The sequence below is a fragment of the Fannyhessea vaginae DSM 15829 genome (genome assembly GCF_000159235.2).
Taxonomy (GTDB): domain Bacteria; phylum Actinomycetota; class Coriobacteriia; order Coriobacteriales; family Atopobiaceae; genus Fannyhessea; species Fannyhessea vaginae.
Genome location: NZ_ACGK02000001.1, coordinates 26,007 through 52,451 on the forward strand (window position 1 = coordinate 26,007; position 26,445 = coordinate 52,451).

Genomic DNA, 26,445 nt, shown 5'->3' on the forward strand with positions numbered 1-26,445 from the left:
TCATCACCTTACCATTCAACATCGAGAGCATCACGAGGGTGATCGTGTATTTCTATAGACTGCGCACTCCCCTCGTGAACATGAATAACGCGATGCGCGATTTCGGTAAACGCGCTGTTATGCGTAACAATGGCAACCGTTTTTCCTGTATTAATACAGGTGTCTTGTAACAATTTAAGAATCTGTTTGCCCGTTACATAATCAAGGGCACCCGTAGGTTCATCACATAAGAGCAGCTGAGGATTCTTGGCAAGCGCGCGGGCAATAGCCACACGCTGCTGCTCACCACCAGAAAGTTGCGCCGGAAAATTGTGCATACGTTTTTCGAGGCCAACTTGTTTGAGCACATCTGCAGCTGGTAAAGGATGTTTACAAATTTGACTGGCAAGCTCTACGTTTTCGAGTGCTGTGAGGTTTTGAACTAAATTGTAGAACTGAAACACAAAACCAATAGCATGTCTTCTATACAGAGTAAGCTCGCGCGCATTGAGTCCACTAATTTGTTTACCCGCAAGTAAAATGCTTCCCTCGGTTGGAGAATCCATGCCACCGAGCATATTCAAAACGGTTGTTTTACCTGCACCAGAAGCACCAACGATGACCACAAGCTCGCCTTGTTCCATAGTAAAGTTCATATGATGAACTGCATGAACTTCGCAATCGCCCATATGATAGGTTTTAGAAACATCTTTGAACTCAACAAATGCCACCGCGCACACTCCTTATGTGCTCAGCGTACACGCTTTGCTGCTTTATACAGCAAGCATACACACGCTCCCACCGAAGATAAACCTGTTAGTGCATATACACAATACCTTGCTTAACTTTTTCCATGGTATCGTGATCAGCTAATTCTTCAATAAGCGCCAAGCCTAAATCAATGCACGTACCAAGCCCTTTACTGGTAAAAATGTTACCCGTTTTAACATAGCTATCTTGCACAACAACAGAGCCAAACTCGCGCAAAACATCCTGAAAACCAGGATTAGACGTTGCACGCTTATTCTCAAGCAATCCCAAGCGTGCAAATACCGAAGGAGCAGCGCAAACTGCTGCCAAAAGCTTGCCCTGCTTGTGATGATTTACCACTGCGTCACAGAGCTTTTTGTTTTCTTGCAGATTTGTGGTTCCTGGAAGGCCTCCGGGCAAGAAAAGTAAATCGTAATTATCAAACGAAAAATCTGGATCATCTAAGGCGTAATCGCAGGTAAGCTCTACGTTATGAGAAGATACAACGCTGCGCGTAGGTGCAACGGCAATTTTGTCGCACGCAATAGAGGCTCTAAATAACAAATCATAGATAACAAGTGCTTCGCATTCCTCGACACCTGGCGCCAAAAAGAGAGCTACACGCGGTTGAGTTTTTGACATATTGTCCTCCCATACTCTTAGTATAAAGGTGCGCATAAACAGACACGCACATCTATTACACGCTCACTTGTCACAAACAAATATACTCGTAACAAGTTTTATTTACCTCTATGGTATTACTCCAAATGAAGTTCGCGTCTAAACACAATTAGAATCCATATTGAAATCAAGGCTGCAATACCTGCCGAAACAGGAGCGTTAAGCCACAGCCCCAATAGGCCAAGCGGCTTAAGCGCAAACAGCACCACAAGCGGCAACAACGTGACCATACAAAATGACAACAGTGACGCAAGTTTGGTTTTTTCGACCGCGGTAAGCAAGCTTCCACAGGCAAGCGGAAACCAGCGAAACACATATGAAAGCGCATAGAATCTAAATGCATCGCGTGACATAACCAGTATGTCTTGTGAAACATCAACCATAAATAAACGCGCGCATTCATCGGGAAACACTGCCATAATAGCGGCGAGCAGCAGCGCAATAGCACAGACCGTTGAAAATACGTACTTTTCGATCTGTTTAATACGATCGTAGCGGCGCGCGCCCCAGTTGTAGCCTACGGCAGGTTGCAAAGCGTCGCAGATTCCATAAATCAAAGGATAAATAAAACTTCCTGCAAAGATCAAAAAACCGTAGACCGATACAGCGGCAGTTCCTCCTGCTATCATCAACTCTACATTCAAGAAAATAACGGTCACACGCCCTGCTACGTCGTTTAAGAACGCAGGTGTTCCACTTTGAACAATTTCTTTAAGCAGTGCATACGAGAATTGTGGCTTAACAAATTGAAGTAACATTTTTTTGGCCATAAAAGGAATGAGCGCACACAAAGAGCCCACGCTTATTGCAATTGAAAATGCAAGTGCTGCACCAAGGGTACCTAAATGCCAAAAATAAAGCATAGAAAATTCTAAAACGCAGCCAAAAAGTGAGGTAAACGCGTTAAGTGCAAAACTGCTTTTAACCTTGCCACATATACGTAGATAATTATCAACCGCAAACAAAATGGTGCCTAAGGGCGCAAACAGAGCAAACATCCGCAAATAATCGGCTGCCATATCACGCAGCGTTCCATATGCACCCATCAGTTCCATAAGCGCTGGCGCTAAAAACCAAAAGAGCGTACCAATGAGCGCACCGCCAGCTAAAATCATCAAAATACCGCAAGTAAAAATATTATTTGCGCGGCGTGTGTTTCCTTCACCTAAGCTAATTGAAATAGGAACAGACGAACCAACTCCCACCATATCGCCAAATGCAAATAGCATAATAACAAATGGCATGGCTAAATTGATTGCCGCAAACGCCTCTTCACCTAGAATCTGTCCTACAAAAATACCGTCAGCAATTTCGTAAATTGCCGAAGAAAGCATGCTCAAAGCTCCAGGAATTGCCGCAATGCAAAAGAGTTTCCACGGATGATAGGTAATAAAAAGCTCGTGCGACTTTTGAAAATTTTTGGAATTATACTCGTCTAACTCATTTTGCGCAAGTACGCTTTCCGTGAATGGCTTATCATCTATATTTTTTTCATGTGGATGTTTTGTATATAAGTCTTCACTCTTACCCTGCATTGTTTTAAAATCCTTTCGCACCTAGCATACGCGTTGTGCGGAACATGTGTTGTATATCTTATCTTAGTAATACGTTTACCTGTAATAAGTCTATCATGACTTGATAATTATTTGACAGACAAAAAATATTTGAACTTTTCTCATAAAAATTTTGTGTTTTTGTATACAATATATATTTAATCTGTCGGATTATGTTACTCACGATTTTACCATCAGAAAACTCATTTTCTAAAACCACTCGGCTATTGTGTGTAATATTGCAGTCGATTTTTGGTAAATTAAGTAGAGTTAAGTAACATACGAGCAAGGAGCGTGTCCAATGAAAGAGGCATGGCGTGGATTTACTGGTGGAGAGTGGACACATCTTATTGATGTTCGCGACTTCATCCAAAAAAACTACACTCCCTATGAAGGAGATGAATCGTTTTTAGCTGGTCCTACCGAAGCTACCACTAAGCTTTGGGCAGAAGTAATGGATTTATTCAAGCAAGAACGTGAACATGGTGGCGTTCTTGATATGGATACCAAGATTGTTTCTACTATTACCAGCCACCCAGCAGGATACATTGACAAACCATACGAGAAAATCGTTGGATTGCAAACAGACAAGCCATTAAAACGTGCCTTAATGCCTAATGGTGGTATTCGTATGGCAGTGTCTGCCTGCAAAAGCTATGGTTACGAAGTAGATCCTGATCTAGTTAAGTTCTACACTGACCGTCGTAAGACTCACAATGCGGGCGTTTTTGACGTATACACACCTGAGATGCGCGCTTGCCGTCACTCTCACATTATTACTGGTTTGCCCGATGCATACGGCCGCGGTCGTATCATTGGTGATTACCGTCGTCTTGCACTCTATGGTCTTGATCGCCTGATCGAAGAAAAAGAAGAAGAGAAGGCAAACACTCACACCACGATGGACGAGGAAACCATTCGTCACCGTGAGGAGCTTTCCGAGCAAATTCGCGCCCTTAAAGAAGTTAACGTTATGGCGGGCGAGTATGGCTTTGACGTCTCAAAACCTGCTCAGAACTTCAAAGAAGCTGTTCAGTGGCTGTACTTTGCATACCTTGCATCGGTTAAGGAGCAAAATGGTGCTGCGATGTCGTTTGGCCGTACGTCAACGTTCCTCGATATTTATGCCCAACGCGACCTGCAAGAAGGTACCATTACCGAAAGCGAAGTTCAGGAAATTATCGACCACCTTGTTATGAAGCTTCGTATGGTTAAGTTTGCACGTACTCCCGAGTATAATGCACTCTTCTCAGGTGACCCACAATGGGTAACCGAGTCCATCGGTGGTATTGGTATAGACGGTCGTCCTATGGTTACCAAGAACTCCTTCCGTTTCTTGCACACACTTGAAAACATGGGAACAAGCCCCGAGCCAAACTTAACTGTTCTTTGGTCAACACGTCTTCCTGAGCCGTTCAAACGTTATTGCGCAAAGATTTCTATCACCACTTCGTCAATTCAATACGAAAACGATGACCTTATGCGTGTTTACCACGGCGATGATTATGCAATTGCTTGCTGCGTAAGCTCCATGGTCGTAGGTAAGGAAATGCAGTTCTTTGGTGCTCGTGCAAACCTTGCAAAGTGCTTGCTTTACGCCATCAATGGTGGTCGTGACGAAATTACTGGTGAGCAGATAGGACCTCGTTTCCGTCCTGTAGAAGGCGATTATCTGGACTACGATGACGTCATTCAAAAATACCGTGACATGGTTTACTGGTTGGTAAGCGTATACGTTAATGCTCTTAACGTTATTCACTACATGCACGATAAATATGCCTATGAGCGCATTCAAATGGCATTCCATGATGAACATATTCACCGTTGGTTTGCAACTGGTATTGCTGGTCTTTCGGTTGTTGCCGACTCACTTTCTGCAATCAAATATGCAAAAGTTAAAGTTATCCGCGATGAAACTGGCTTGGTTACCGACTTCAAGATCGAGGGCGACTATCCTAAGTATGGTAACGACGATGACCGTGTAGACAGCATTGCTCGCGATGTAGTTGAATACTTTATGAAACAAATACGTAAATTCAACTGCTACAGAAATGCAGTTTCTACAACTTCTGTATTAACTATTACATCTAATGTTGTATACGGTGAAAAAACGGGTAATACTCCTGATGGTCGTCGCGCAGGAACTCCATTTGCACCAGGAGCCAACCCCATGCACCAGCGTGATACACACGGTGCGGTTGCATCTCTTGCATCTGTTTCTAAACTTCCCTTCCGTGATGCAGAGGATGGTATATCAAATACCTTCTCTATTGTTCCAGCTGCTTTGGGTAAGAGCGGTAACGTCATGTTTGGTGAGTGCGACATGTGTGAGATGAAAGAGTTAGACGATGTTTCAAAGATCGACTTTAAAACGGTTGACTTTACCATCGAAAACAAACCTGATTGCGCATGTGCTGCAGACGCAAGTGCAAAAGAAGGATGCGAAGACAACAAATAAAGGGCGCACCGTGTAATCGGTGTACAAGAAAGGAGCGTTGCTATGGCAGCATCTACAGAGCAAGTCGACAACCTCGTCAGCATGATTGACGGATATGCCGAAAAAGGTGGTCACCACCTGAACATTAACGTATTCAACAGAGACACTTTGCTTGATGCACAGGCTCATCCTGAGAAATATCCTCAGCTTACCATTCGTGTTTCTGGTTATGCCGTTAAGTTCACCACACTTACTAAACAGCAACAGGACGACGTTATTTCTCGTACGTTCCACGATGCTCTTTAATAAGTCTAAACAAGAGATGTTTTTGTGGTAGCTCAAACCAACATAAACAAGACAGTGAACCCGCTCGAGGTAGTTGGGCGGGTTCACTCTCTAGAGACCATGGGTACCGTAGATGGCCCTGGTACTCGTATGGTTGTTTTTTGTCAAGGATGCCCATTTAGGTGCAAATATTGCCACAACCCCGAAACGTGGGCGTTTGACACAGGACAACGCATGAGTGTTGCTGAGTTAATGAAGGTTTATGACCGCAACCGTCCTTTTTATCGTCGTGGCGGTATTACGGCAAGTGGCGGCGAGCCTTTGGCTCAACCAAATTTTATTGCAGCACTTTTCAAAGCAGCGCACGAAGATCCTAAAGGTCGTATACATACCTGCCTGGATAGCTCGGGCGCTACCTTTAATCCACGTCATCCCGAATATGTGTCGGATTTGCTTGACCACACCGATATGGTTTTACTAGACATCAAGCACTCAGATCCTAAAGGCCATATGGAGCTGGTAAAGGGAACGTATTTGCGTCCGCGCGCGTTTGGTGATGAACTGTGCCGCAGACATATTCCTGTATTGATTCGTCACGTTGTAGTACCAGGTATTACCGATCAAGTGGACGAGCTTAAAGGCGTGGGCTACATTATCGCCGATTGGGATAATGTAGTTGGACTTGATTTATTGCCGTATCACAAGATGGGCGTACCAAAATACAAAGACCTCAATATTCCCTATCCACTTGAAGGCGTGCCCTCAATGGACGCTGCAAAAATACCGGAACTTAGAGATATTGTTATGAAAGCGCGTGCTGAGCGACTTATGGCGCGTAAAATGGCGCTTAGAGCAGCCCAGGCAGCGCAAGCACAAGCGCGCATGCAGACGCAGCAAACGGCTTGTGTTGCAACAGGTGTTGCACAATAGAAATACCTAGAACACGTTACTTATAGATTTAGTGATACAACCATGAAAAAAGCGTTTACCTTTGTTGTGAGGTAAACGCTTTAATTTGTACTTGTAACTTGTCTTTTAACTCACGCTTGCGATACGTGCTTTACATGCAGGTATATCTACACCTAAGATGGCTTACAGGCGGTCTGCAATATTATAAATTAAGCGAGCTGTTTTATCCCAACCCAAACAAGCATCGGTGATAGATTTACCAAATACACCACCGTCAACAGGCTGATTGCCGTCTTCAAGGTAAGACTCCACCATAAAACCCTTAAACAGGCGCGCAATATCTTCGTTTCTATGTACACTATCAAGTACTTCGTGAATAATACGAATTTGTTCAAGCGGACGTTTGCCCGAATTATCGTGGTTGCAATCAATCACCACGGCAGGATTAGCATAGGTGTCTGCGGTATAAAGCCCGCACAGGCGCTCAAGATATTCATAGTGATAGTTAGGATAATTACGACCATCCAATCCCTGAAATCCACGCAAAATAGCATGTGCTAAAGGATTACCCGTTGCTTCAACCTCCCAATTTCTAAAAATAAATGTCTGAGGCTGTTGAGCTGCATAAACGGAATTAAGCATAACCGAACACGAACCACCAGTTGGATTCTTCATACCAACAGGAGTTGAAATTCCGGCTGACACTAAACGATGCTCTTGGTTTTCAACTGAGCGCGCACCAACTGCATTATATGCAATAACGTCTATAAGATATTGGTAGTTCTCGGGATACAGCATTTCATCGGCAGTAAACATGCCAGTTGTTTCTGCAACCTTAATATGCATATGGCGAATAGCTTTTACGCCACCTAATAGATCGGGCGCACCTAAGGGATCGGGATTATGCAACAAACCTTTATAGCCCGTTCCCTTGGTACGAGGTTTATTGGTATACACACGAGGAATGATAATGAGCTTGTCGCGCACTTCTTCGGCAACACGCGCTAGACGCTCAACATATTCCAAAACAGAGTCTTCTCTATCGGCAGAACACGGTCCTATAATGAGCAATTTTTTTTCACTTTTACCGCACAATACATCTGCTACAGCTGCATCAAATGCAGGCTTTTGAGCCGCAATTTGAGGGGCGAGCGGCATTTCTTCGCGAATTTCTTTGGGAATAGGTAAGCGTCGTTTAAAATTCATGGACATAGAAAAACTCCTTTGTGAGCGCGCGAACAGCTTTTGTAACACGCGCGTGCTGACGTGCTAACCTTATCTTGAGCGCGTAAAACGAAATAAAACAATATATACAGATTAAGATGAATAGTATGCTATGTCAAAATCAGATACAATAATTTAATGAAATGTTTTCTTAGAAACGGAGGCTATGATGGCATGTACCACCTTACTTGTTGGTAAAGATGCAAGTTTTGACGGGTCAACTATTATTGCGCGTAACGAAGATTCTCCCAATGGCGAATTTTGTCCTAAAAACTTTACCGTTGTACAACCGCAGGATCAACCGCGTCACTACAAATCGGTGTTAACGCATTTTGAAATGGATCTGCCTGATAATCCTATGCGTTATACCGCGGTTCCCAATGCGCTTTCAAATGAGGGTATCTGGGCTGCAGCAGGTGTAAACGAAGCTAACGTAGCCATGACTGCCACCGAAACGCTTACATCCAACGAGCGCGTTTTAGGTGCTGATCCCTTGGTTTACTTTAAGAAGGCATGTGGTAAAGAAGGAGACGCTGATTATACGCCCGAAGTCCGCGGTGGTATTAGCGAAGAAGACATGGTTACGCTTGTTCTTCCCTATATTCACTCTGCGCGCGAAGGCGTAGAGCGCCTAGGTCATTTGCTTGAAACGTATGGTACCTACGAGATGAACGGTATTGCGTTTAGTGATACCGAAGAAATATGGTGGCTCGAAACCGTAGGTGGTCATCACTGGATCGCGCGTCGCGTGCCTGATGATGCCTATGTTACCATGCCAAACCAATTGGGAATTGACGAATTTGACCTTACCGATGCTTATGGTGAACAAAAGTCGTATATGTGTTCTGCGGATCTTAAAGACTGGATAGATACCTATCACCTTGATCTTACACTCAAAGACGACAACTTAGATGAATGTGCATGCTGCTGTGATGAAGATAACTGCGGCGATGAGTGCAACTGCAACGATGATTGCGACTGCGACGATGATTGCGACTGCGACGACAATGCATGCTGTGCCGATTGCTCTTGTGACGACAGCTGCGCCTGCAAGCACGAGATCTTTAATCCGCGCGATGCTTTCGGCAGCCACAGTGATGCCGACCACGTCTACAACACGCCACGCGCGTGGAGTATGCACAAATACTTTGTTCCGTCACTGTTTGCCGATCCTGCATGTGCTCCTTGGCAACCCGAAAGTGACGATATTCCCTGGTGCCTTATCCCCGATCGCAAGATCACCATGGAAGATGTTAAATACTCGCTTTCGCTTCATTACCAAGGAACCGTTTTTGATCCATATTCAGCACAGGGAACAGCTGCAACGCGTTCTTTGTATCGCCCTATTGGTATTAACCGTAATAGCGAGCTTGCAGCACTGCAGCTGCGTGGATGGGCACCTCGGGGTTGCCAAGCACTTCAATGGATGGCGTATGGATCTAATGCCTTTAATGCGCTGGTACCTTTTTATGCAAATGTTAATAGCACACCTGTATATCTTAATAACACCTGTGCACACGTTGATACCCAAAGTTTTTACTGGGCAAATCGCTTAATTGGAGCTTTGGCAGATGCTCACTTTAATGCATGCGCCAATCATATTGAGCATTATCAAGAAGCAGTTGGATCACAAGGTTGGCGTTTAGTATTTCAATGCGATAAACAGGTAGAAGATCAAAAACTCTCGTACGAAGCTTGCACAGAGGTATTAGAAAAAACCAATCAGGCTATAGCCGATATGACCAAACAAGAAACCGATACAACCCTTGACAAGGTGTTGTATAGCGCTTCTATGGGTATGAAAAACGGCTTTAACAGAAGCGACCATTAGTAAACGTGTAAAAAACTGCATGCATACCAAGTATGCATGCAGTTGAATTTGTTGTGCGTTAGATAAACGCGTGTTATAAAAAGAATGTATGAAACGTGCACAATTTCGCGCCTGCGAGTTTACGTGTTTTTAGCCTTTGCGCGATTGCGGCTTTACGACTTTTCACTCTTGCGTCTTCACGCGATTACGACCTTACAACCTCACAACTCTACGACCTTACGAAAGCGGTATCCCCATACACCAACCCCAACGCGGTGTTGTAATAGAGCTATAATAGCTAATCCAACGATCCAAAGACCACGTTGCAACAGAGCCTATGTTGTGGCGAACTTCTCCGTTTCCAACATAAATACCTATGTGGCCATAAATTCTACCAGCGGGCGTTCCTGCATGAGCAGGAACAGCAATAATCATCCCCGGTTTGAGCTCACTCTTGTTGGAGCTATGGCACCAAGCATAATACATATCGCAAGCATCACCTGAAGGATAGCCCAACCCCGCTGCCGAGAAAACCTGAGAAACCCACATAGCACACAAGCCATAACCCGGCGAACCTACTCGATATGCATACGAAATAACTGCCTTTTGGCTCCCCGATAAATTAGGGCTTAAATTAACCTCACCAGATACTTCACTTAACGTATAGGTACGTTTTCCTGAACGAGCAGCTGCAGCCTGAGCCTCTTGAAGCGCGCGCTGCTGTGCAGCCGCTTGAAGTTCAGCATCGCGTTTTGCCATGAGATCTTTTACATCCTGAGAAAGACCATCCAGCACACGTTTAGACTCATCTTGCTTGGCGGTCATTTGTGTAAGCTCTTTATCTTGTTCTTCCTTAAGCTGTTCAAGAGCTGCTTTATGACTTTCAAGACTGCTCTTTTTATCATCTAGATCACGCTTAACACGATTGACTTCCTCTATCATCGTTCGATCTTTTTCGGAAATTTTATCAAGATAATAAATGTTAGAAGAAAGCTCTTCGAGCGACGACGAAGAAAAGAGCACCGATAAAAATCCATCTATGCCAGACTTATATGCACTTGAAACACGTTTTGAAAGCGCACTTTTTTTTGCATCAAGCTCTTGCTGTTTTTTATCGATCTGATCTTGCGTAGAGGCTATTTGTGTCTGCGCATCTTCTATTTGCTCACATGTTTTTTCTTGCTCACCCACGAGCTTTTCGTACTGGGAAGCAATGGTATCGAGTTGTTTTTGAACTTCGTCGAGCTTTTTTTGAGCAGCATTTAAGTCATCTTGTGTGTCAGCAAACGCAATCTGAGCAGGCATAGCCGCAAGAGCTGCGGTTATAGAAAACAGCTGCAAAATTTCTCGCCGTGTAAACGTTTTGATAGCCAAGTTCCAACTCCTTAGTTGTATTTATGCTACGATGTCTCGTAGGAGCTTGTTATCGAATATGTACAGATATTCTAACACAACTACATACCCAAGTTTATAGATTCACAATTCCTTATAACCGTATATAGAAGATGAGTGCTTATCCAAGCTTGCATCCGATTATGCTATTTTGCGCGGTGCTCTACGATTTTAAGAAAACATACGCCAATAGCTATAAATATCAAGGTGAATACGCACACAAAATAGAAAACTCCAATTCCTAATGTGTAGGTATTTGCTGTGGTTACATCAATGCCAAACCATCCACATGGCGCACCAAAATTTAGAAAATTATATGGTGCAAGCATAACGGTTTTCCAGCGCACACCAAATACAAGCGACAACACGCACACATATCCGATATAAACAAAGGGTGGAAGCAATGCCCAAAACACATCGTGAGTCTGCGGCTTAAAGCCATGATCAAATAACAAAAAATCTGCTATAGCGCACAGAGGAGCAATAAAATGGGTGCAGAGTGACGAAGCATGATTATTGAGATATGCGCCCACAAAACCAGCATCTGATGTTGGAGCCAAAAAGCACAGATAGAGCAACAATGTAATAGTGATTGCCAGAGTTGCCATATATTTCACGCGGTACCACACTTGTGTAGAAAGCGTTTTCTGTATAAAAACGCGCCAACCACCTGCAGCGTCTTGTGCCAATGCGTCTGTTACACATGCACAATCACCATGCATTACTAGACAAGTTAATTTACCCACAAGTGCATATAACAAAATGGTGGCTATAACAAGATTAGATAAGTTTGTAAAATAGGTAAACGAAAATAAGCCCTCCCAATGTACTGCCATTCCATAAAATGCAGCTATCACGCCAACGATTTTAATTATTATCTCGGGACTTAAGATGTGAATAGGTTTGTGCAGCGTCGCATTATGCGGTGTTGTATTGTGTAGTGTTGTATCCATTACAACTCCTTTGTTCAAATGTAAAAGTGAACATAAGGATAGTCATATTAGTTAATATTATCAACTATTTTTTCGTATCTGGAGCGCAATCAAATTGCTCCTCCACTTAAAATATTTGCACAAACGCAATATACACATAGTTTAAGAAGGGCGTATACATAACCATATACCACGCAAACACAATAGAAGGAGCCCATGGAAACGTTTTCTGCCTAATGAGCGCAGCATGACACAGACCGCCTATACACGCAATAACCAACATAACCAAAAAGGACAACGGTGTCATATACAAAGACAATACAAGTAAAAGTTTTATATCACCAGCGCCTATCAGCGGTGCCGCGTTTGCGTCGTGATTTGCATAAGCAAATACAAACCAAATAATACACAAGATAAAACATATAAAGGGGGCGCTATCATATGTCAAAAGCGAGCAGCTCAGATGCGCAAAAAATACCCCGATACAAGCAGGTATAACAAGCAACGTATGCGGAATAACGCGATACTTGTTATCAACCAAAGCACATGCAACCAAACACAAAGTTGTAAGTGCGTTGAGCGCAAAATACCAGGTAAATGCCCATAAAAAATAAAGCCACCCAAGTAAGCACGCAAGGGTTATGCCTACGCCTACGCGCATATGGGCAGATGAAGAACGGTAGATATCTAAAAGCTCACTCACAGCAATTTCCTAACTCTACACATGTTTACCTACTGTTATACCTGCTGTTATTACACCCTCATCTTGTAAAATTAAACATCCGTATGACTATGGCGCACTTTCTAGATGAACAAAACGCAGTTACAAACGACGCCCATATAAATAAATAACGCTATTTCCTCTATCGCCCGAGGTTCCCTGTTTTTCCTGAATACAGTTAAGCCCGCGGTGCTCAAAGAAATCAATGTCAGATTCCGAACTTACAATAAGGAAAAAGCCACGAGCACCAGCATCTTTAAAGCGTGTTGTCATATCGTCAAACAATCGCGAGCCAACACCTTTGCCCATGTGGTTAGGATCTACAATCAATAAGTTAATTTCTGCTTCGGAATTTGCATAGCCAAGCGAGATAAAAACATCCGCCGTTGTGTAGCTTCTTAAACGACTAAAAAGACGATCCTCAACTTTTACACCACCACGGCGTGCGCGGTCGCGCGCAATTACCATAATGTCTTCAAAGCGACGGTGCCAAAACGAGTTTTGTGAAATGCTCCTATTGCTACTTAATCCACCAAAACAAACACCTATCACACTACCATTTTCTTCGGCAACCATCGTATACACCGAACGCTGCAGCGCGCCAGCGGTAAGCACGCGCCCAAAAATAATACGGTCATATGCACCCGTAATATCACTGCACCATTTTCTGACGCACAGATTAACAACTTCATCAAAATCAATATCCTTAAAAGGGCGAATGATGATCGAGGTATCAAGTTGTGACATAACCTGTCCTTTGAGTATGAGCCAATATGCAATAAGAAGCAAATATTAAGTATATTACAAGTAAATATGAATATTCACAAAGCTTTTATATTGATTGTGGTGTTCACCGTGCAAGAAAACACACTAACTATTTGATAATGCTCACCAACTCATCCAAACTTTTACGCTCTTCGTGACGAGCAGATGGCACGCCTTGAGCTGATGGATAGCCGATCTCAAGCATCGCAAGCATGCGATAACCCTTCATCTCTTCAAAAGAATCAGCCAGCACTTTGGGATCAAAATACCCTACCCACGTGCTATATAACCCTAAGTCTTGAGCTTCAAGCATCATATGAGTAACCACTATCGCAGCGTCTACATCCACAAAATCATGCTCATCACAACGACGCATCCAACCGCTTCCGGGCTTTGCTCCCACAGCTATGATCAAAGGGGCGTCAAAATTAAAACGCGTGGCTTCGTATGCACGGCTCAGAGCTTTTTCACCTTGTATCACCCAAGCGTGCCAAGGTTGCCTGTTAACACAGGTAGGTGCCAGCTGCCCCGCCTGCAATATTTTTGTTATCTTTTCATTCTCAACAGGTTTTGAGTCAAAGCTCCTGCACGAATACCGAGCTCGTGCTAATTCAAGAAACGACTGCATAGCTGCTCCTTAACACAAAGGAGTGCTCAAGGCACTCCTTTGCACTGCACGTTTATAAAGCGTGAACGTCGTCAGACGAAAACTTAATGAATGCCTTTTCTCCTACTTCATAAATACGCTTGTTCTTTGGGTTGAATTCCGTGATCTTTACTAGCGTATCGCCACACATCACATGGTAATTTTGATAATGTCCCATAAAACGAGACAGAATTACTTCGCAGGGAAGCACGCCTTCATCGGCTACATGTACCGATTCGGGGCGTAATACCAGCGTAATCTCGTCGTCTACGTGCTTACCATTAAGATCGGCAATTTTTACTGGTGAACCCTCTATAACCGCTACACCCCTCTGTTCGTGGGCTTCGGTTACTTTACCGTGTAAGAAGTTAGATTCACCGATAAAGTCGGCGACAAATTCATCGCACGGACGGTGATAAATGGTGCGCGGATCTCCAATTTGATCAACAACGCCTTTTTTCATAACAATAATTTTGTCTGAAAGCGCCATAGCTTCGGACTGGTCATGGGTAACGTAAATTGCGGTAATTCCTGCTTCTTGTTGAATACGACGGATTTCGGTACGCATATCAACACGAAGTTTTGCGTCCAAGTTAGAAAGCGGCTCGTCAAACAAAAGAACACCAGGCTCAATTACAAGCGCGCGAGCAAGGGCAACACGCTGCTGCTGGCCACCAGAAAGCTGATTAGTTTTGCGGTCTTCCATGCCTTCAAGACCTACGAGGGATAAAATGTGTTCAACTTTGGCTTTAATGGTTTCTTTGTCCATATTTCTAAGCTTTAAGCCATAGGCAACATTGTCAAAAATATTGTAATGCGGCAAAAGCGCATAGCTTTGGAATACCATAGCAGTATCGCGTTTATTAGGCGTAAGCTCGTTAATAGGCTCATCAGCTAAGAATATCTCGCCCTCATCGGGAGACTCAAAACCAGCAATCATACGCAAGATGGTTGTTTTACCACAACCCGAAGGTCCAAGAAGTGTTACAAACTCTCCTGGTTCAATGGTAATGTTTGCATCGTGAACTGCATAAAAGTCTTTATGAGTTTTTGGATCTTGATAAATCTTTGAAACGTGTTCAAGACGAACACCTTTTTTCTCTTTAGCCATCATATACTCCTTGTTAATCTCTTGTAGATGCACTTGTACCAAAGAACTTGATGGCAATATTCATCAAGAGCACTGCACCATAGGTAATAAGTATCAAAATTGTGGCAAACGCACACGCAATACCATATGCGCCTTTTTCGGCAAATTCGTTAATCTGCACGGTAATAAGCAAAAATTGAGGTGTAACTAACAAAATGATGGCCGAAATTGCGGTAATTGAACGCACGAACGCTGTAACCAAACCACTAAGGAACGAGTCTTTAATAAGAGGCAACGTAACCGTCATAAACACATGGAAACTGTTTGCACCCATGTCATAGGCAGATTCCTCAATAGATTTGTCTATTTGTCGAAGTGCAGAGATACCAGAGCGAGTTCCGGTAGGAAGTGAACGCACAACAAATACGATGATGAGGATTGCAGCGCTACCATAAAGCCCTTGCATAACGCCCGTATGGAAAAGTCCGCCAGAAAAACCACGAATATATCCAACACCTAATACCGTACCAGGTACCGCCATAGCCAGCATAGATGCTGCTTCGATAAAGCCTTTAAGTGCAAATTTACGCTTTACAACCAAATACGAGATGATCATAGACAAAAGCGCTGTAATGGGAGAAGCAATGAGCGACAAAATAAACGAGTCTCTAAACGCTTGAAAACCGTGGTGGAGCTTAAATACTTGTTCAAACCACTTAGTAGTAAGCGAAAAATCATAACCCCAGGTTTTGAACAATGCACCAAACGGTACGCATATATACATCATGATAACAAAGCATGCAAGCAAACCGCATAACAAGGTCAGCGGTAGGCGAACCGAAAGGTCGGAAATAAGCATACGGCCGCGGCTTGCCTTACCAGTAAGCGTTGCCGTGCTTTTTGCCTCAAGAATATATTTTTGTACCACAAACATGGCAAGCGTAATACCAAGCAATACAACTGCCATTGCTGCAGCACCCTGTTTATCGTATGCACCCGTAATTTGAAGGTAGATAGATGTTGCAAGTGTGTCGTAAGAACCACCAATAAGCATGGGGTTTGCAAAGTCGGCAATTGACTCAATAAAGGTAACCAAAAATGCATTACCCAAACCAGGCAAAATAAGAGGAAGCGTAACCGAGGTAAAGACTTTCCAACGAGAAGCTCCCATATCACGAGCTGCTTCTTCAAGAGAAGGATCAATGTTTTTGAGCAAACCTCTAAACATCATGTAGCATACAGGGAAAAAGGTAAGCGTTTGTACAAGCGCAATGCCCCAAAAACCATAGACGTTATTGTCGTAAATGCCCAATAAGTGCCTGGTAATAATACCTGCTTTACCAAACAGCATGATAACCGATAAGGACAAAACAAACGGAGGTGAAACAACAGGCAACATAGAAACAATCTTAAACAGTCCGCTAATAAAGCGACTTTTAAGCTTAACGTACACCTCTACATACGCAAAAAGCAGACCAATAAACGTTGCAATAATACCTACAAAAAAACCTACATTCAGTGTGTTAATGATAGCGGTTTCAAACGTAGGCATAGCTAAAACACGCGCAAATACATCAAGCGTTGGACCGTGTTCGCCTACAATGCTATCAACCATTAAGATAGCAAGTGGGTACAAAATAAACAGCACAAGTGCTGCTACCAGTACGATAATAGTTGATACCAAGATAGGATCGGCTAAAAGCTTTTTACGATCAAGCTGCGCACTTTGACTTGTTGCCATAACACCCTCCTTTATCTGCTCTCGATAATGTTACCAGTAAAAAGAACGGTGTGCATACATGGTTATGCACACCGTCTTTCCAAGACTTACTTGGTCTTAAAGCGATCGTCTCCGCCTTTAAGAGCCTCCATAGTGTCTTTGACATACTGCTCGGTGTTTTTCTTGGCGTCTTCAAAGTCATAATCCATAACGTTATTAGGATCAAGACCAAATTGAGTTGCAACTTCTGGTTGTTTAGCATCATCGATTACCAAGAATTGATACGATCCTACTTCCTGACCACGATCAACACATGCAGGTGAAAGCGCGTATTCAATCCAAAGCTTTGCGGCGTTCTCGTGCTTTGCGCCCTTAAACATAGCAGTTGCACCAACTTCAAACGATGCACCCGAGGACGGAATAACCATACCAATATTTTGATAACCATTATCTACAATCTGATAGATTGCATCATGCAAAAATCCAATGCCAAGCGTGCACTCGCCCGTTCCAACATTTTTAGAAGGACCAGAACCGCTTTTTGTATAAACAGAAATATTTTTATCAAGCTTGGTAAGATACTCCAAGCCCTTGTCGTGTCCGTACTTTTGAATAATGGTGTTAATAACAAGCTTTGCCGTACCTGCGGTATTGTAGTTTGAAAGCCAAATAAGGCCTTTATATTTTTCGTCGATTAAATCGGGCCAGTCTTTTGGAGCATCCAAATTACGACGATCCATCTCGTCTTTATTGTAGAAGAATCCCAAAATTCCTTTATAAACACCGTACCAATGTCCGTCTTTGTCCATGTATACTTTAGAGATAAGGTGTGATGCGTTTTTTGCCTGATAAGGGGCCAAAATGCCCTTAGTAATAGCAACATTATATGGATCGGTTGTACCACCAAACCAAACATCTGCAGATGGATTGCCAGCTTCTTCTTCAACCTTAGACTCAACCTCACCTGTTGAGAGGCGTTGATATTGAGTATCAATGCCAAATAATGTTTGGAAATTCTCGCACACTGCCGCAACGTGAGATTCTTCACTTGAACCGTATACAACAAGCTTGCCATCTTTTTTTGCAGCATCAATTAAATCTGAGCTTGCAATTCTACTTAAATCTCCACCATCGTTTGCCGAAGTAGAGCCCTTATCACATCCTGCAAGGGCACCCAAGCCAACTGCAGCTCCCAAAATTCCTGTGTTTTTCAAAAATGATCTGCGCGAAATAGAAACCATATGTCTCGCCTCCATAACGAAATCTCTCCTTACGTGTACGCTTCACAGACATACACCTCACACGGTACGTGCTTTTTGCTCCTGTTGAACGTACAACTTACTTTGACATAAAAGGAATGCAATGCGTGCACATCTTCTACATGCTCTTACAAAGAAGTAGAAAACCCATGCAACCAAAAACAATGCAACCGGAACAAATCAAGCTGTTTCTTTTATAAGACAATATACAAGCGCACTCAAGCACGTATCGGCAAAACAGCTTAGATTTTAGGTAAAGGGTTTAACCACTTTGGCAAACGGTTATTTGTTTAAGTGGTTATAAAGCCCGTTGATAGTGGTATACATGCTATAAAACAACAATACATAAAAACGGTATATATTATGTTGAATGTTATAGATTAAGTCGTTAAAATAGAGAACGTTCTTTTGAAACGCAGCACTTTTGTACCCATAAATCTAACTATCGAGGTTACTTTGTCTAAACATGCAGCACACTTTGCTTCCTCCAACGATACGCAAAATAATCCTTCAAAAACTATTACCAACCTCAAAACAACTCAAGCGTCCAACGATACTGCTGTTTGTACCGATCTTAAAACCATCACTTCTTCTGAAATGAATGGCTCCGCTCAGCAAGACATGCATAAAAAAGATACACAGACACACAAACATCTCGGGCGTCGTATTGCTCTGGCGGTTTTTGTTCTTCTGATCCTAGGTTATGTTGGTGCGGGGATATACTTTACCAACCATCTTATGTATCGCACTACCCTTAATGGACAAGACGTTTCGTATATGGATATCAACACGCTTGCCACTTATTTGGACAAGCAACTTTCCACTTATACCATACACGTAAGTGGACTCAACTTTGATATGACGCTTGATCAGAGCCAACTCAACCTAAATGTTGATACACAAAGTTGTGCCGAGGATGTTCTTAAGCACAATGCAGCTGGTTTTACATGGGTGCAATATGTATTTCAACCACAGCACATAAATATGCAGCAACAGCCAAGTTTTGATGAGGATTCTGTTCAATCGCTCATAACCGAGCAGGTAAACGCGTTTAACACTAACGCTACCAATCCGGTAAATGCCTACTCACAATACGACAGCTCTACTCAATCATTTACCATAAAAGATGCACAAGTTGGAAGCGCGCTTGAGACCAAAGCCGTAAGCGATTGTGTAATTCATGATATTTATGAGCTGCGCTCAGAATCGCTATTAGATGATAGCGTGCTTAAACAACCAACACTTACCGCACAAGATCCGGATCTTATTGCGATAAACAACAAAGCTAACAAGGCTCTTGAACTTTCTATTGCGCTTATGTATAACCAGCAACAAATTGCCACCGTAGACAAAACTTTGTTGGCACAATGGATGCACGTAGCCGATCCTAAAACGCTATCCATCGACCAAAGTGCTGTTGAAACATGGGGTAAAGATAATTTGCACATTAAATCGAACGACGCAGGCGTTATCACAAAAATAAATTATGACAAACTCAATGAGTTGCTTACCCAAGCTGTATGTAATCTTGATGTACACGAAATTACCCTACCCGTTAAAGTTTTACATACAACACCAAAAGGCGCACCTGCCGAAACCCCTGGTGCGCGTGAACTTGGGCGTCACATAGACGTTAATCTTGCCACGCAATATGCACGTCTATACGATGAATCCGGTGATATTCTATGGGAATCGTGGCTTGTTTCGGGAGGCAACAGCACCGATCACGCCACCCCTACAGGTACCTTTGAAATCAGAGCTAAGGCACGCAATCAGACGCTTATAGGTGCCGATACCGACAAAGACGGTGAACCTGACTACAAATCACACGTAGATTATTGGATGCCCTTTGTTGGTAACATGGTAGGTTTGCACGACGCCCCCTGGCGCAGTTCATTTGGTGGCAGCATTTATAAAACAAATGGAAGTCATGGCTGTGTTAATTTACCGCCTAGTAAAGCTGCCGAACTCTTTTCGTTAGTACACGTGGGCGACTCTGTAGTAGTTCACTGGTAACACCTGACAGCTCCAAATCATAAAAGCTAACATGTAGACATGTAGAGCGCATGCGTGCGTGCAAGCGTGTTGCATGATACTAGACGCTTAAACATATATAGTGTCATGAAAAAAACTTTTGTTGAGCAGGTGCATACGCGGGCTCTAAAGTCCGCTTATAGCATTTAATGCCTCGTATAACTGGAACAATATAAATCACAATCAAAATTGTGTAAAAGATAGACAGCGAAACACCATCAGCGCCCTTAACAACGTAGTCCGTTGATACAGGCTGACCCAAAATTCCAAATGGGATAATCATGACAATAAAATCATCCAACGCATGAAGTAGTGAAGCACCCACAATTGACTTGGTTTTATACACGACCAAACACAACAAAATAGAGCACAAACCCGTTTGCACAATTTTTCCTACAATTTGGGCAAGTTGTATGGTGTCAGATAGGTCAATTTGATTCCAAGGTATATGAAACGCTCCAAATACCAAAGATACTACAATACAACTCAAGAATAATTTATGCTTATGTGTAGAAAATATCTTGAGGCACCCGTGGAAAAGCACTCCCCTAAACAAAACTTCTTCGGAAAAGCCTATGCCTATGCACAAGACCATTTGATACATAACAGATTGGCATACATGAGATGTTATAGAATCGTGCAGCAGCATGGGAATCGAAAGCGCAGCACTTACCATTGAAATAAAAATCATTGGCTTATATATATCCCATGAAATGCATAATTGTACTTTAGTGGCTTTAAATATCGACAAACCGTTGAGAAGCACGCAAAGCAATATGGCCCAAACAAGACTTGCAGCTTCATAAGTGAGCATAAGGTCAAAGTTACATCGGTAAACGCAAAAAAGTGTAGTAAGCGTGGTTGCACCCATATGAAACAACAAGGCAAGCACATAGGCCCCTATGTGTAAAACATGCCGCAAACATGCATGTTTGGTGAGTAGATTATGGAATGTGCTCACAAGAAGAACCTTTTTTATTCGTCACATAATTACATTACAATACGTCTTGATAGGTAAGGTATGCTATCTTATACACAAGATCACACACAAGGTATGAGTGAAAAAACATACCACCTGCCTTTATCCATTATAAAGCAACTGTATGTTGAACGCACGTCAACTCGTGAGGCACTGGGATTACAATGTTTTGGGAACGTTTACCCATAATCAAAAGTAAACGTTCGTTACTACGAAGAAGGTACATATGCTGCGCGATATTATAGGCTCAATTGCAAGTTGGAGCCCACTTGCTATCTTTTTACGACTGCTTTTAGCAACCTTTGTAGGTACTTTTATTGGTTTTGAGCGCGAGTTCAAAAATAAGGGCGCTGGGATTAAAACACATGTTCTGGTGTGCCTAGGATCCGCTATGGCGATGATCGTAAGTGAATATCTTATCCATCAATTTCCTGGAGTACGTGCAGATATGGCTCGTATTGGCGCGCAGGTCATAAGTGGCGTTGGTTTTTTGGGCGTAGGAACTATTATCATTACAGGCAAAAATGAAGTTCAAGGCCTTACAACCGCAGCTGGTTTATGGGCATGTGCATGTATTGGTCTTGCGGCAGGCGCAGGATTTGCAGAAGGCACTATCATTGCCATGCTGTTTGTTATCTTTACCTTTGTAATTCTTAACAAAATCGATCATTGGCTCCACGAAAACGCACGAATTTTCACCTTGTATGTTGAGTTAGAAGACAAGCATGCAATTAAAGAACTCCTTAAAAAACTCCATAGTTGGAATTGCAATTTTTCTTCATTTCAACTGGTAAAAGGAGAAGCAGGTAAGTTTGGAGGAGCTGCTACATTTACCATTAAGCTCGAGCGTGGAGCACGTAAGCAGCCATTCATCGACGCAGTTCAAGCACTTGATTTTGTGTGTTTTGTTGAAGAAGTTAATTAGTCTCACAAAAGCAAACAGCCTCAACTTAGTTTTGGTCAATTAATGTCTGCCTATACGTGTACACTTATATTATGTTATCAGTCATCCTAAGGAACGATCATCATGAATATTCAGCAAGCACTCGAACATGCACATAGCTCTGTTTTGCCAGGCTTTATCACCGGAGATACCGCTATCACGGAAGAGCGTAGACGCAACGAAGATTGCGTTGCCACGCTTATGAGTGCATGGAAAGCGTCTAAAGCAGGTGAAGAACCTTGTGATTTTGCCACTATTATGCAAGTAGCGGATAGAAATCGCGAGCTTTGCGATTCGTACGGAATTGAACGTCTTGAACGCGTTAATGGCAGCAGTCTGCAAAGAACGCTCTCAGACAATGACTTCATCCGAGCTGTTGCAGTCATGCAACAACGCAGCTTTCAAAAGGTGCAAAAAACTGCAGGTTCTGCCTTACAAGATCTTTCAATCGCATATCGAGAAGCTACTATTAAACCTATTTCTATCTTAGGTGTAGACCTCGAAACCACCTCGCGCTTTCCCGACCGCGGTTACATCATTAACCTTGGTATGGAGTTCATTGATTTACGCGAAGATTCCGACCCGCGTGACGGACACAGTGCGTATTTTGGAATGCCAGATCTCTATGCACAAAAAGGCGTTCCTCTTGCACAAATCCATCACATTACCTGGGATAATATTGCAGGAAAAACTCCCTTTAGGCAAGCAACAAAAATTCAAGAAGCCTTGCTGCATGCGTTTTGTACATTCCCTATCATGGCTCACAATGCCGCATTTGAGGATTCGTGGTTTATGCTCCACCTCAACGGCTATGCTCAAGCACGCAAAGAAGGAAAAATTGTAGTGATCGATTCTCGTGATATTTGTAGACGATGCGACCCCGAAATTAAATCGCTTCCACGTGAATCAAGACCTGCAGCGCTTGAAAGCTGGGCACGCAGAAGAAAAACGCTTGTAAGCGGAGAAAAAGAAAAACACCTTGGCCTTGAAGACGTAGATCTTATGTTTAGAACCGTTCAAGCAGAGTTCAAAGAGCGCGAAATGTTTGCATAAGCACAATGGTTGTGCCCCTTAAAGTTACTTAGTTCACTTTAAGGGGCACCTCTTACGTTTTGAACGCATACGTAGCCTTGGGTATACTACTTTTTATCATGCACAGCAGGCGACTGATGAAGCGTGCAATCACTGCAATACCCATACATAACCGACCTCATCAGATCAACTACAAACTTATGCTCGTTATGAACATGGGAGGCAAAATTAACAAGAGCGTCGCAATCAAAGGGAATAACCTTACCACAGCATATGCAAACAAGTTGACCGTATTCTTGGCCTTTACCTGCCAGACGATACCTCGACTCTTCTCCCCCTGGAGCTGCAACCTTGGCAACAATGCCATCTTTTACAAATGCTTCCAGAGTTCTATACACGGTTGTTCTACCAGGCGACTCATTTTGTTGTGCAAGACGTGCGTAAATTTCGTCCACGCTTAAATAATGGTCTTGGTTGTTAGCCAAAAACTCGCCTATGATCTTCTTTTGTCGCGTGTTATATGAACGTCGCTCTACCACAACACCCAAGCTCCCCTCGTACATGCACGATACTTGTCGATACGTACTAAGGCTTTAACCGTGCTTACCGTTTGATTATATCATGGTAAGCGTAACACTTAAGTTAGTCTACATTAACTCACAAATATGCTTTGCGAACATAATTGGATCCTCAATGGTAAGACCTTCAACCAACAGTGCCTGATCCAAAAGTACGTTTGCATATAATTTAAGCTTGTCTTTATCTTCTAAAGCACAGGCATCAACAAGTTTTTTGAACACAGGATGCTCTGGGTTGATCTCCAAAATACGCTGTGCACGCGGCGCATGTGCTGCATCGGGGCTTTGCTCAAGCACACGCTCCATCTCAAGAGATACATTGCCTTCTGCAGAAATACGTGCAGGAAAATCTCCTAGTTCAGCAGAAACCCTTACGTCATTAACTTTAGATCCAAGTGCGTCTTTAAGCGCCTCAAAGACATCCTTGTGCTCTTCTCGAGTCTTTTGAGCCTTTTCTTTTTCTTCTTTAGTCGCAAAGTCAAGACCAGCCGCTGAAACATTTGTAAATGCAAGTTCACGCGTGGTCTTTTCAGACGTTTCACCATCTTGTACAGCAGCAGCCGCCTCATAGTTACGCCATACTTGGAACATAAACTCGTCCACGTCTTGCGTGCATAACAAAACATCAAAGCCGTGAGAGAGCGCCGCGGTTACCATAGGAAGCTGTGCTATACGCTCGCGCGAAGAGCCGGCAGCATAATAAATCTTGTCTTGATCTGTTGGCATGTGTTCTGCATATTCGGCAAGCGTAATAAGCTTTTTATCGCGTGCAGACCAAAAGAGTAACAGCTGCGATAAATCTTGCGCTTTTGCGCCATAGCTACTGTAAATACCAAATTTAAGCCCGCGTCCAAAGTGCTCAAAGAATTTTTCGTAATCTGAGCGTTTGTCGTTGAGCATACGCAACAATTCGCCATGAACTTTTTTCTCAATTCTGCGCGCAATAGCATGTAATTGAGCATTTTTTTGGAGCGTTTCGCGCGAGATGTTAAGACTAATGTCGCACGAATCAATTACGCCGCGCACAAAGTTGTAATAATCGGGCAAGAGCTCGGCACATTTATCTTGAATAAGAACATTAGACGAATAAAGTGCAAGGCCTTTTTCGTAATCCTTGCTATATAAATCAAAGGGAGCTTGTGATGGAATGAACAGAAGCGCGTCATAGGAAAGCGAACCCTCCGCGTGAAAGCTCAACACAGAAAGTGGGTCATTCCAATCGTGAAACGTTGACTTATAAAACTCGTTGTAATCCTTTCCTTCTACATCACTTGCACGCTTTTTCCAAATAGGTGTCATAGAATTGATGGTTTCAAGCTCTTGGTATTGTTCGTACTGCGGCTTGTAATCATCGCCCGCGTCTTTAGGACGTGGCAATTCGCGACTTTTTGTGACCATCATTTTAATGGGATGGTGAATATAGTTTGAATACTCGCGAATAAGCTCTTGCAACGTCCACTCGCTTAAGAAATGGTCAGTATTATCTTCTTCGGTATTATCTTTAAGATACAAAATAACATCCGAACCATGATCAGCAGGCTCGGGACGACTAGAGCTTTCTTTAATTTCGTAGCCGTCAATGCCGTTAGATTCCCACTCGTAGGCGCAGGTCTCACTCATAGAACGGCTGATGACGCGCACACGTTTTGCAACCATAAATGCCGAGTAAAATCCAACACCAAATTGCCCGATAATATCAACTGGTTTCTGCGCAGAACTTTGTGCTGCATTATCTGCGGTATTATCTGCGGTATCATCAGATTTTTGTACTTCGCTTGTAGATGAGTTTTGTTGCTGCTTAAACTGTTCAGAACCAGAATGCGCAATGGTTCCAAGATTGGTGTCTAGTTCTTCGCGCGTCATACCAATACCGTTATCGTGAATGGTAATAGTGCGTGCGTCCTTATCAAAATCAATGGTAATAGCTGCATTTGAAGAATCAACTTTAATTGAGGGGTCGGTAAGTGAAGCAAATGCTAATTTATCAAGGGCGTCAGATGCATTAGAAATAAGCTCGCGCAAAAAGATGTCTTTATTGGTGTAAATGGAGTTGATCATCAAATCAAGAAGTTTTTTGCTTTCGGTTTTAAACTTTATCATACGGTATTATCTCCTATCTAAATATATGCTATAAGCTTGATGCATGTTTGATGCGCTGGTTACTTAGTTACATAAGGTATTTGACGATACGTGATGCCACAGCGGTCTAAAATACTACGCGAAATTTCTGCGCCTTCGGTATCTTTATAGGTGTCCTCGGCATAAATCACCTCTCCAATACCTGCTTGTACCAGCATTTTTGCACATTCCTGACAAGGGAAAAGCGTAACATATGCCGTTGCCCCCTGCATGTCTTTAAGAGAGCCTCGATAATTAAGCAATGCATTTGCCTCGGCATGGATAACAAAATTATGCTTATCGCGAAGCGGATCTGCCGATGATTCCCACGGAAATTCATCGTCGTTAATTCCTGTTGGCGTTCCGTTATACCCAACCGATAAAATGCGGTCATTGCTGTCGGCAATACATGCTCCAACCTGCGTATGAGGGTCTTTACTACGCATGGCAGCTGCGGCGGCCACGCGCATAAAAAACTCATCCCATGTGATAACATTTTTACGTTTACCGGGCATATTAGCCTCCTCAAGCATTATCATCACGTAAGGCTTATCTTAATTTATAAACAAATTAAGAGAGCGTATGTGTATAAAATATATACTATACAG

The 26,445-nt window shown here is 42.9% G+C and carries 23 protein-coding genes; 7 read left to right on the forward strand and 16 right to left on the reverse strand.

The genetic code is table 11. From position 1 onward, the window contains the following. Positions 1–8 precede the first annotated feature (8 nt). The 3 genes from HMPREF0091_RS00080 to HMPREF0091_RS00090 all read right to left on the reverse strand — a co-directional run bounded on the left by HMPREF0091_RS00080 (position 9) and on the right by HMPREF0091_RS00090 (position 2,945). On the reverse strand, positions 9–710 hold the full coding sequence (locus tag HMPREF0091_RS00080; protein WP_006302124.1) for an ABC transporter ATP-binding protein: 702 nt from the start codon (positions 708–710) through the stop codon (positions 9–11). An 85-nt stretch (positions 711–795) separates the two neighbouring features. Next, positions 796–1,371, reverse strand: coding sequence for a DJ-1 family glyoxalase III (locus HMPREF0091_RS00085; RefSeq protein WP_010241974.1), 576 nt, complete (start codon positions 1,369–1,371; stop codon positions 796–798). 116 nt (positions 1,372–1,487) lie between these two features. After that, positions 1,488–2,945 (reverse strand): MATE family efflux transporter, encoded by a 1,458-nt coding sequence (locus tag HMPREF0091_RS00090; RefSeq protein WP_006302126.1) that lies wholly within the window; start codon positions 2,943–2,945, stop codon positions 1,488–1,490. A 319-nt stretch (positions 2,946–3,264) separates the two neighbouring features. On the opposite strand from HMPREF0091_RS00090, the gene pflB reads away from it, so the two are divergent. The 3 genes from pflB to pflA are packed head-to-tail and all read left to right on the forward strand — an operon-like array spanning position 3,265 to position 6,615. Beyond that, on the forward strand, positions 3,265–5,421 hold the full coding sequence (gene pflB, locus HMPREF0091_RS00095; protein ID WP_006302127.1) for a formate C-acetyltransferase: 2,157 nt from the start codon (positions 3,265–3,267) through the stop codon (positions 5,419–5,421). Between the two features lie 15 nt (positions 5,422–5,436). Beyond that, a complete protein-coding gene (gene grcA3, locus HMPREF0091_RS00100; protein ID WP_369073830.1) occupies positions 5,437–5,706 on the forward strand; it encodes an autonomous glycyl radical cofactor GrcA3 in 270 nt (89 codons plus the stop codon). Between the two features lie 24 nt (positions 5,707–5,730). After that, a complete protein-coding gene (gene pflA / locus HMPREF0091_RS00105; protein WP_006302129.1) occupies positions 5,731–6,615 on the forward strand; it encodes a pyruvate formate-lyase-activating protein in 885 nt (294 codons plus the stop codon). A 162-nt stretch (positions 6,616–6,777) separates the two neighbouring features. Here pflA and HMPREF0091_RS00110 read toward each other — a convergent pair whose 3' ends face one another. Continuing rightward, complete coding sequence (locus HMPREF0091_RS00110) at positions 6,778–7,806, reverse strand: 3-deoxy-7-phosphoheptulonate synthase (RefSeq protein ID WP_006302130.1); 1,029 nt, start codon at positions 7,804–7,806, stop codon at positions 6,778–6,780. Between the two features lie 181 nt (positions 7,807–7,987). On the opposite strand from HMPREF0091_RS00110, the gene HMPREF0091_RS00115 reads away from it, so the two are divergent. Beyond that, positions 7,988–9,649: a C69 family dipeptidase gene (locus HMPREF0091_RS00115; protein ID WP_035434521.1), complete on the forward strand. Its 1,662-nt coding sequence runs from the start codon at positions 7,988–7,990 to the stop codon at positions 9,647–9,649. A 216-nt stretch (positions 9,650–9,865) separates the two neighbouring features. On the opposite strand, the gene HMPREF0091_RS00120 is transcribed toward HMPREF0091_RS00115, so the two are convergent. The 8 genes from HMPREF0091_RS00120 to HMPREF0091_RS00155 form a co-directional block, all read right to left on the reverse strand. Continuing rightward, on the reverse strand, positions 9,866–11,002 hold the full coding sequence (locus HMPREF0091_RS00120) for a coiled-coil domain-containing protein (RefSeq protein WP_006302132.1): 1,137 nt from the start codon (positions 11,000–11,002) through the stop codon (positions 9,866–9,868). Positions 11,003–11,166: 164 nt separating this feature from the next. Continuing rightward, positions 11,167–11,973, reverse strand: coding sequence for a hypothetical protein (locus HMPREF0091_RS00125; protein ID WP_006302133.1), 807 nt, complete (start codon positions 11,971–11,973; stop codon positions 11,167–11,169). Positions 11,974–12,079: 106 nt separating this feature from the next. Next, the gene (locus HMPREF0091_RS00130; protein ID WP_035434523.1) at positions 12,080–12,655 is read right to left on the reverse strand and encodes a prepilin peptidase; all 576 of its coding nucleotides are present in this window, start codon (positions 12,653–12,655) and stop codon (positions 12,080–12,082) included. A gap of 120 nt (positions 12,656–12,775) precedes the next feature. After that, positions 12,776–13,420, reverse strand: coding sequence for a GNAT family N-acetyltransferase (locus HMPREF0091_RS00135; protein WP_010240849.1), 645 nt, complete (start codon positions 13,418–13,420; stop codon positions 12,776–12,778). Positions 13,421–13,547: 127 nt separating this feature from the next. Next, positions 13,548–14,066 carry a nitroreductase family protein gene (locus tag HMPREF0091_RS00140; RefSeq protein ID WP_006302136.1) on the reverse strand — a complete coding sequence of 173 codons (519 nt, stop codon included), beginning with the start codon at positions 14,064–14,066 and terminating at the stop codon, positions 13,548–13,550. Positions 14,067–14,118: 52 nt separating this feature from the next. Further along, positions 14,119–15,195 (reverse strand): ABC transporter ATP-binding protein, encoded by a 1,077-nt coding sequence (locus HMPREF0091_RS00145; RefSeq protein ID WP_010240845.1) that lies wholly within the window; start codon positions 15,193–15,195, stop codon positions 14,119–14,121. 13 nt (positions 15,196–15,208) lie between these two features. After that, a complete protein-coding gene (locus tag HMPREF0091_RS00150; RefSeq protein ID WP_006302138.1) occupies positions 15,209–16,915 on the reverse strand; it encodes an ABC transporter permease in 1,707 nt (568 codons plus the stop codon). Positions 16,916–17,001: 86 nt separating this feature from the next. Then, on the reverse strand, positions 17,002–18,150 hold the full coding sequence (locus tag HMPREF0091_RS00155) for an extracellular solute-binding protein (protein WP_006302139.1): 1,149 nt from the start codon (positions 18,148–18,150) through the stop codon (positions 17,002–17,004). 459 nt (positions 18,151–18,609) lie between these two features. Between HMPREF0091_RS00155 and HMPREF0091_RS06105 the strand changes: the two genes are divergently transcribed. Beyond that, the gene (locus HMPREF0091_RS06105; RefSeq protein ID WP_050791074.1) at positions 18,610–20,169 is read left to right on the forward strand and encodes a L,D-transpeptidase; all 1,560 of its coding nucleotides are present in this window, start codon (positions 18,610–18,612) and stop codon (positions 20,167–20,169) included. 103 nt (positions 20,170–20,272) lie between these two features. On the opposite strand, the gene HMPREF0091_RS00165 is transcribed toward HMPREF0091_RS06105, so the two are convergent. Continuing rightward, positions 20,273–20,878 (reverse strand): CPBP family intramembrane glutamic endopeptidase, encoded by a 606-nt coding sequence (locus HMPREF0091_RS00165; RefSeq protein WP_155811595.1) that lies wholly within the window; start codon positions 20,876–20,878, stop codon positions 20,273–20,275. 514 nt (positions 20,879–21,392) lie between these two features. Here HMPREF0091_RS00165 and HMPREF0091_RS00170 point away from each other — a divergent pair. Together HMPREF0091_RS00170 and HMPREF0091_RS00175 are read left to right on the forward strand one after the other, a co-directional pair. Next, positions 21,393–22,091 (forward strand): MgtC/SapB family protein, encoded by a 699-nt coding sequence (locus HMPREF0091_RS00170; RefSeq protein ID WP_006302143.1) that lies wholly within the window; start codon positions 21,393–21,395, stop codon positions 22,089–22,091. Between the two features lie 102 nt (positions 22,092–22,193). Further along, positions 22,194–23,162, forward strand: a complete 969-nt coding sequence (locus HMPREF0091_RS00175; protein WP_006302144.1) for a 3'-5' exonuclease — start codon at positions 22,194–22,196, stop codon at positions 23,160–23,162. A gap of 86 nt (positions 23,163–23,248) precedes the next feature. On the opposite strand, the gene HMPREF0091_RS00180 is transcribed toward HMPREF0091_RS00175, so the two are convergent. The 3 genes from HMPREF0091_RS00180 to HMPREF0091_RS00190 form a co-directional block, all read right to left on the reverse strand. Then, on the reverse strand, positions 23,249–23,704 hold the full coding sequence (locus tag HMPREF0091_RS00180) for a Fur family transcriptional regulator (RefSeq protein WP_006302145.1): 456 nt from the start codon (positions 23,702–23,704) through the stop codon (positions 23,249–23,251). 84 nt (positions 23,705–23,788) lie between these two features. Beyond that, positions 23,789–25,819, reverse strand: coding sequence for a molecular chaperone HtpG (gene htpG / locus HMPREF0091_RS00185; protein ID WP_006302146.1), 2,031 nt, complete (start codon positions 25,817–25,819; stop codon positions 23,789–23,791). Between the two features lie 59 nt (positions 25,820–25,878). Next, positions 25,879–26,352 carry a deoxycytidylate deaminase gene (locus tag HMPREF0091_RS00190; protein ID WP_010241112.1) on the reverse strand — a complete coding sequence of 158 codons (474 nt, stop codon included), beginning with the start codon at positions 26,350–26,352 and terminating at the stop codon, positions 25,879–25,881. Positions 26,353–26,445: the final 93 nt, after the last annotated feature.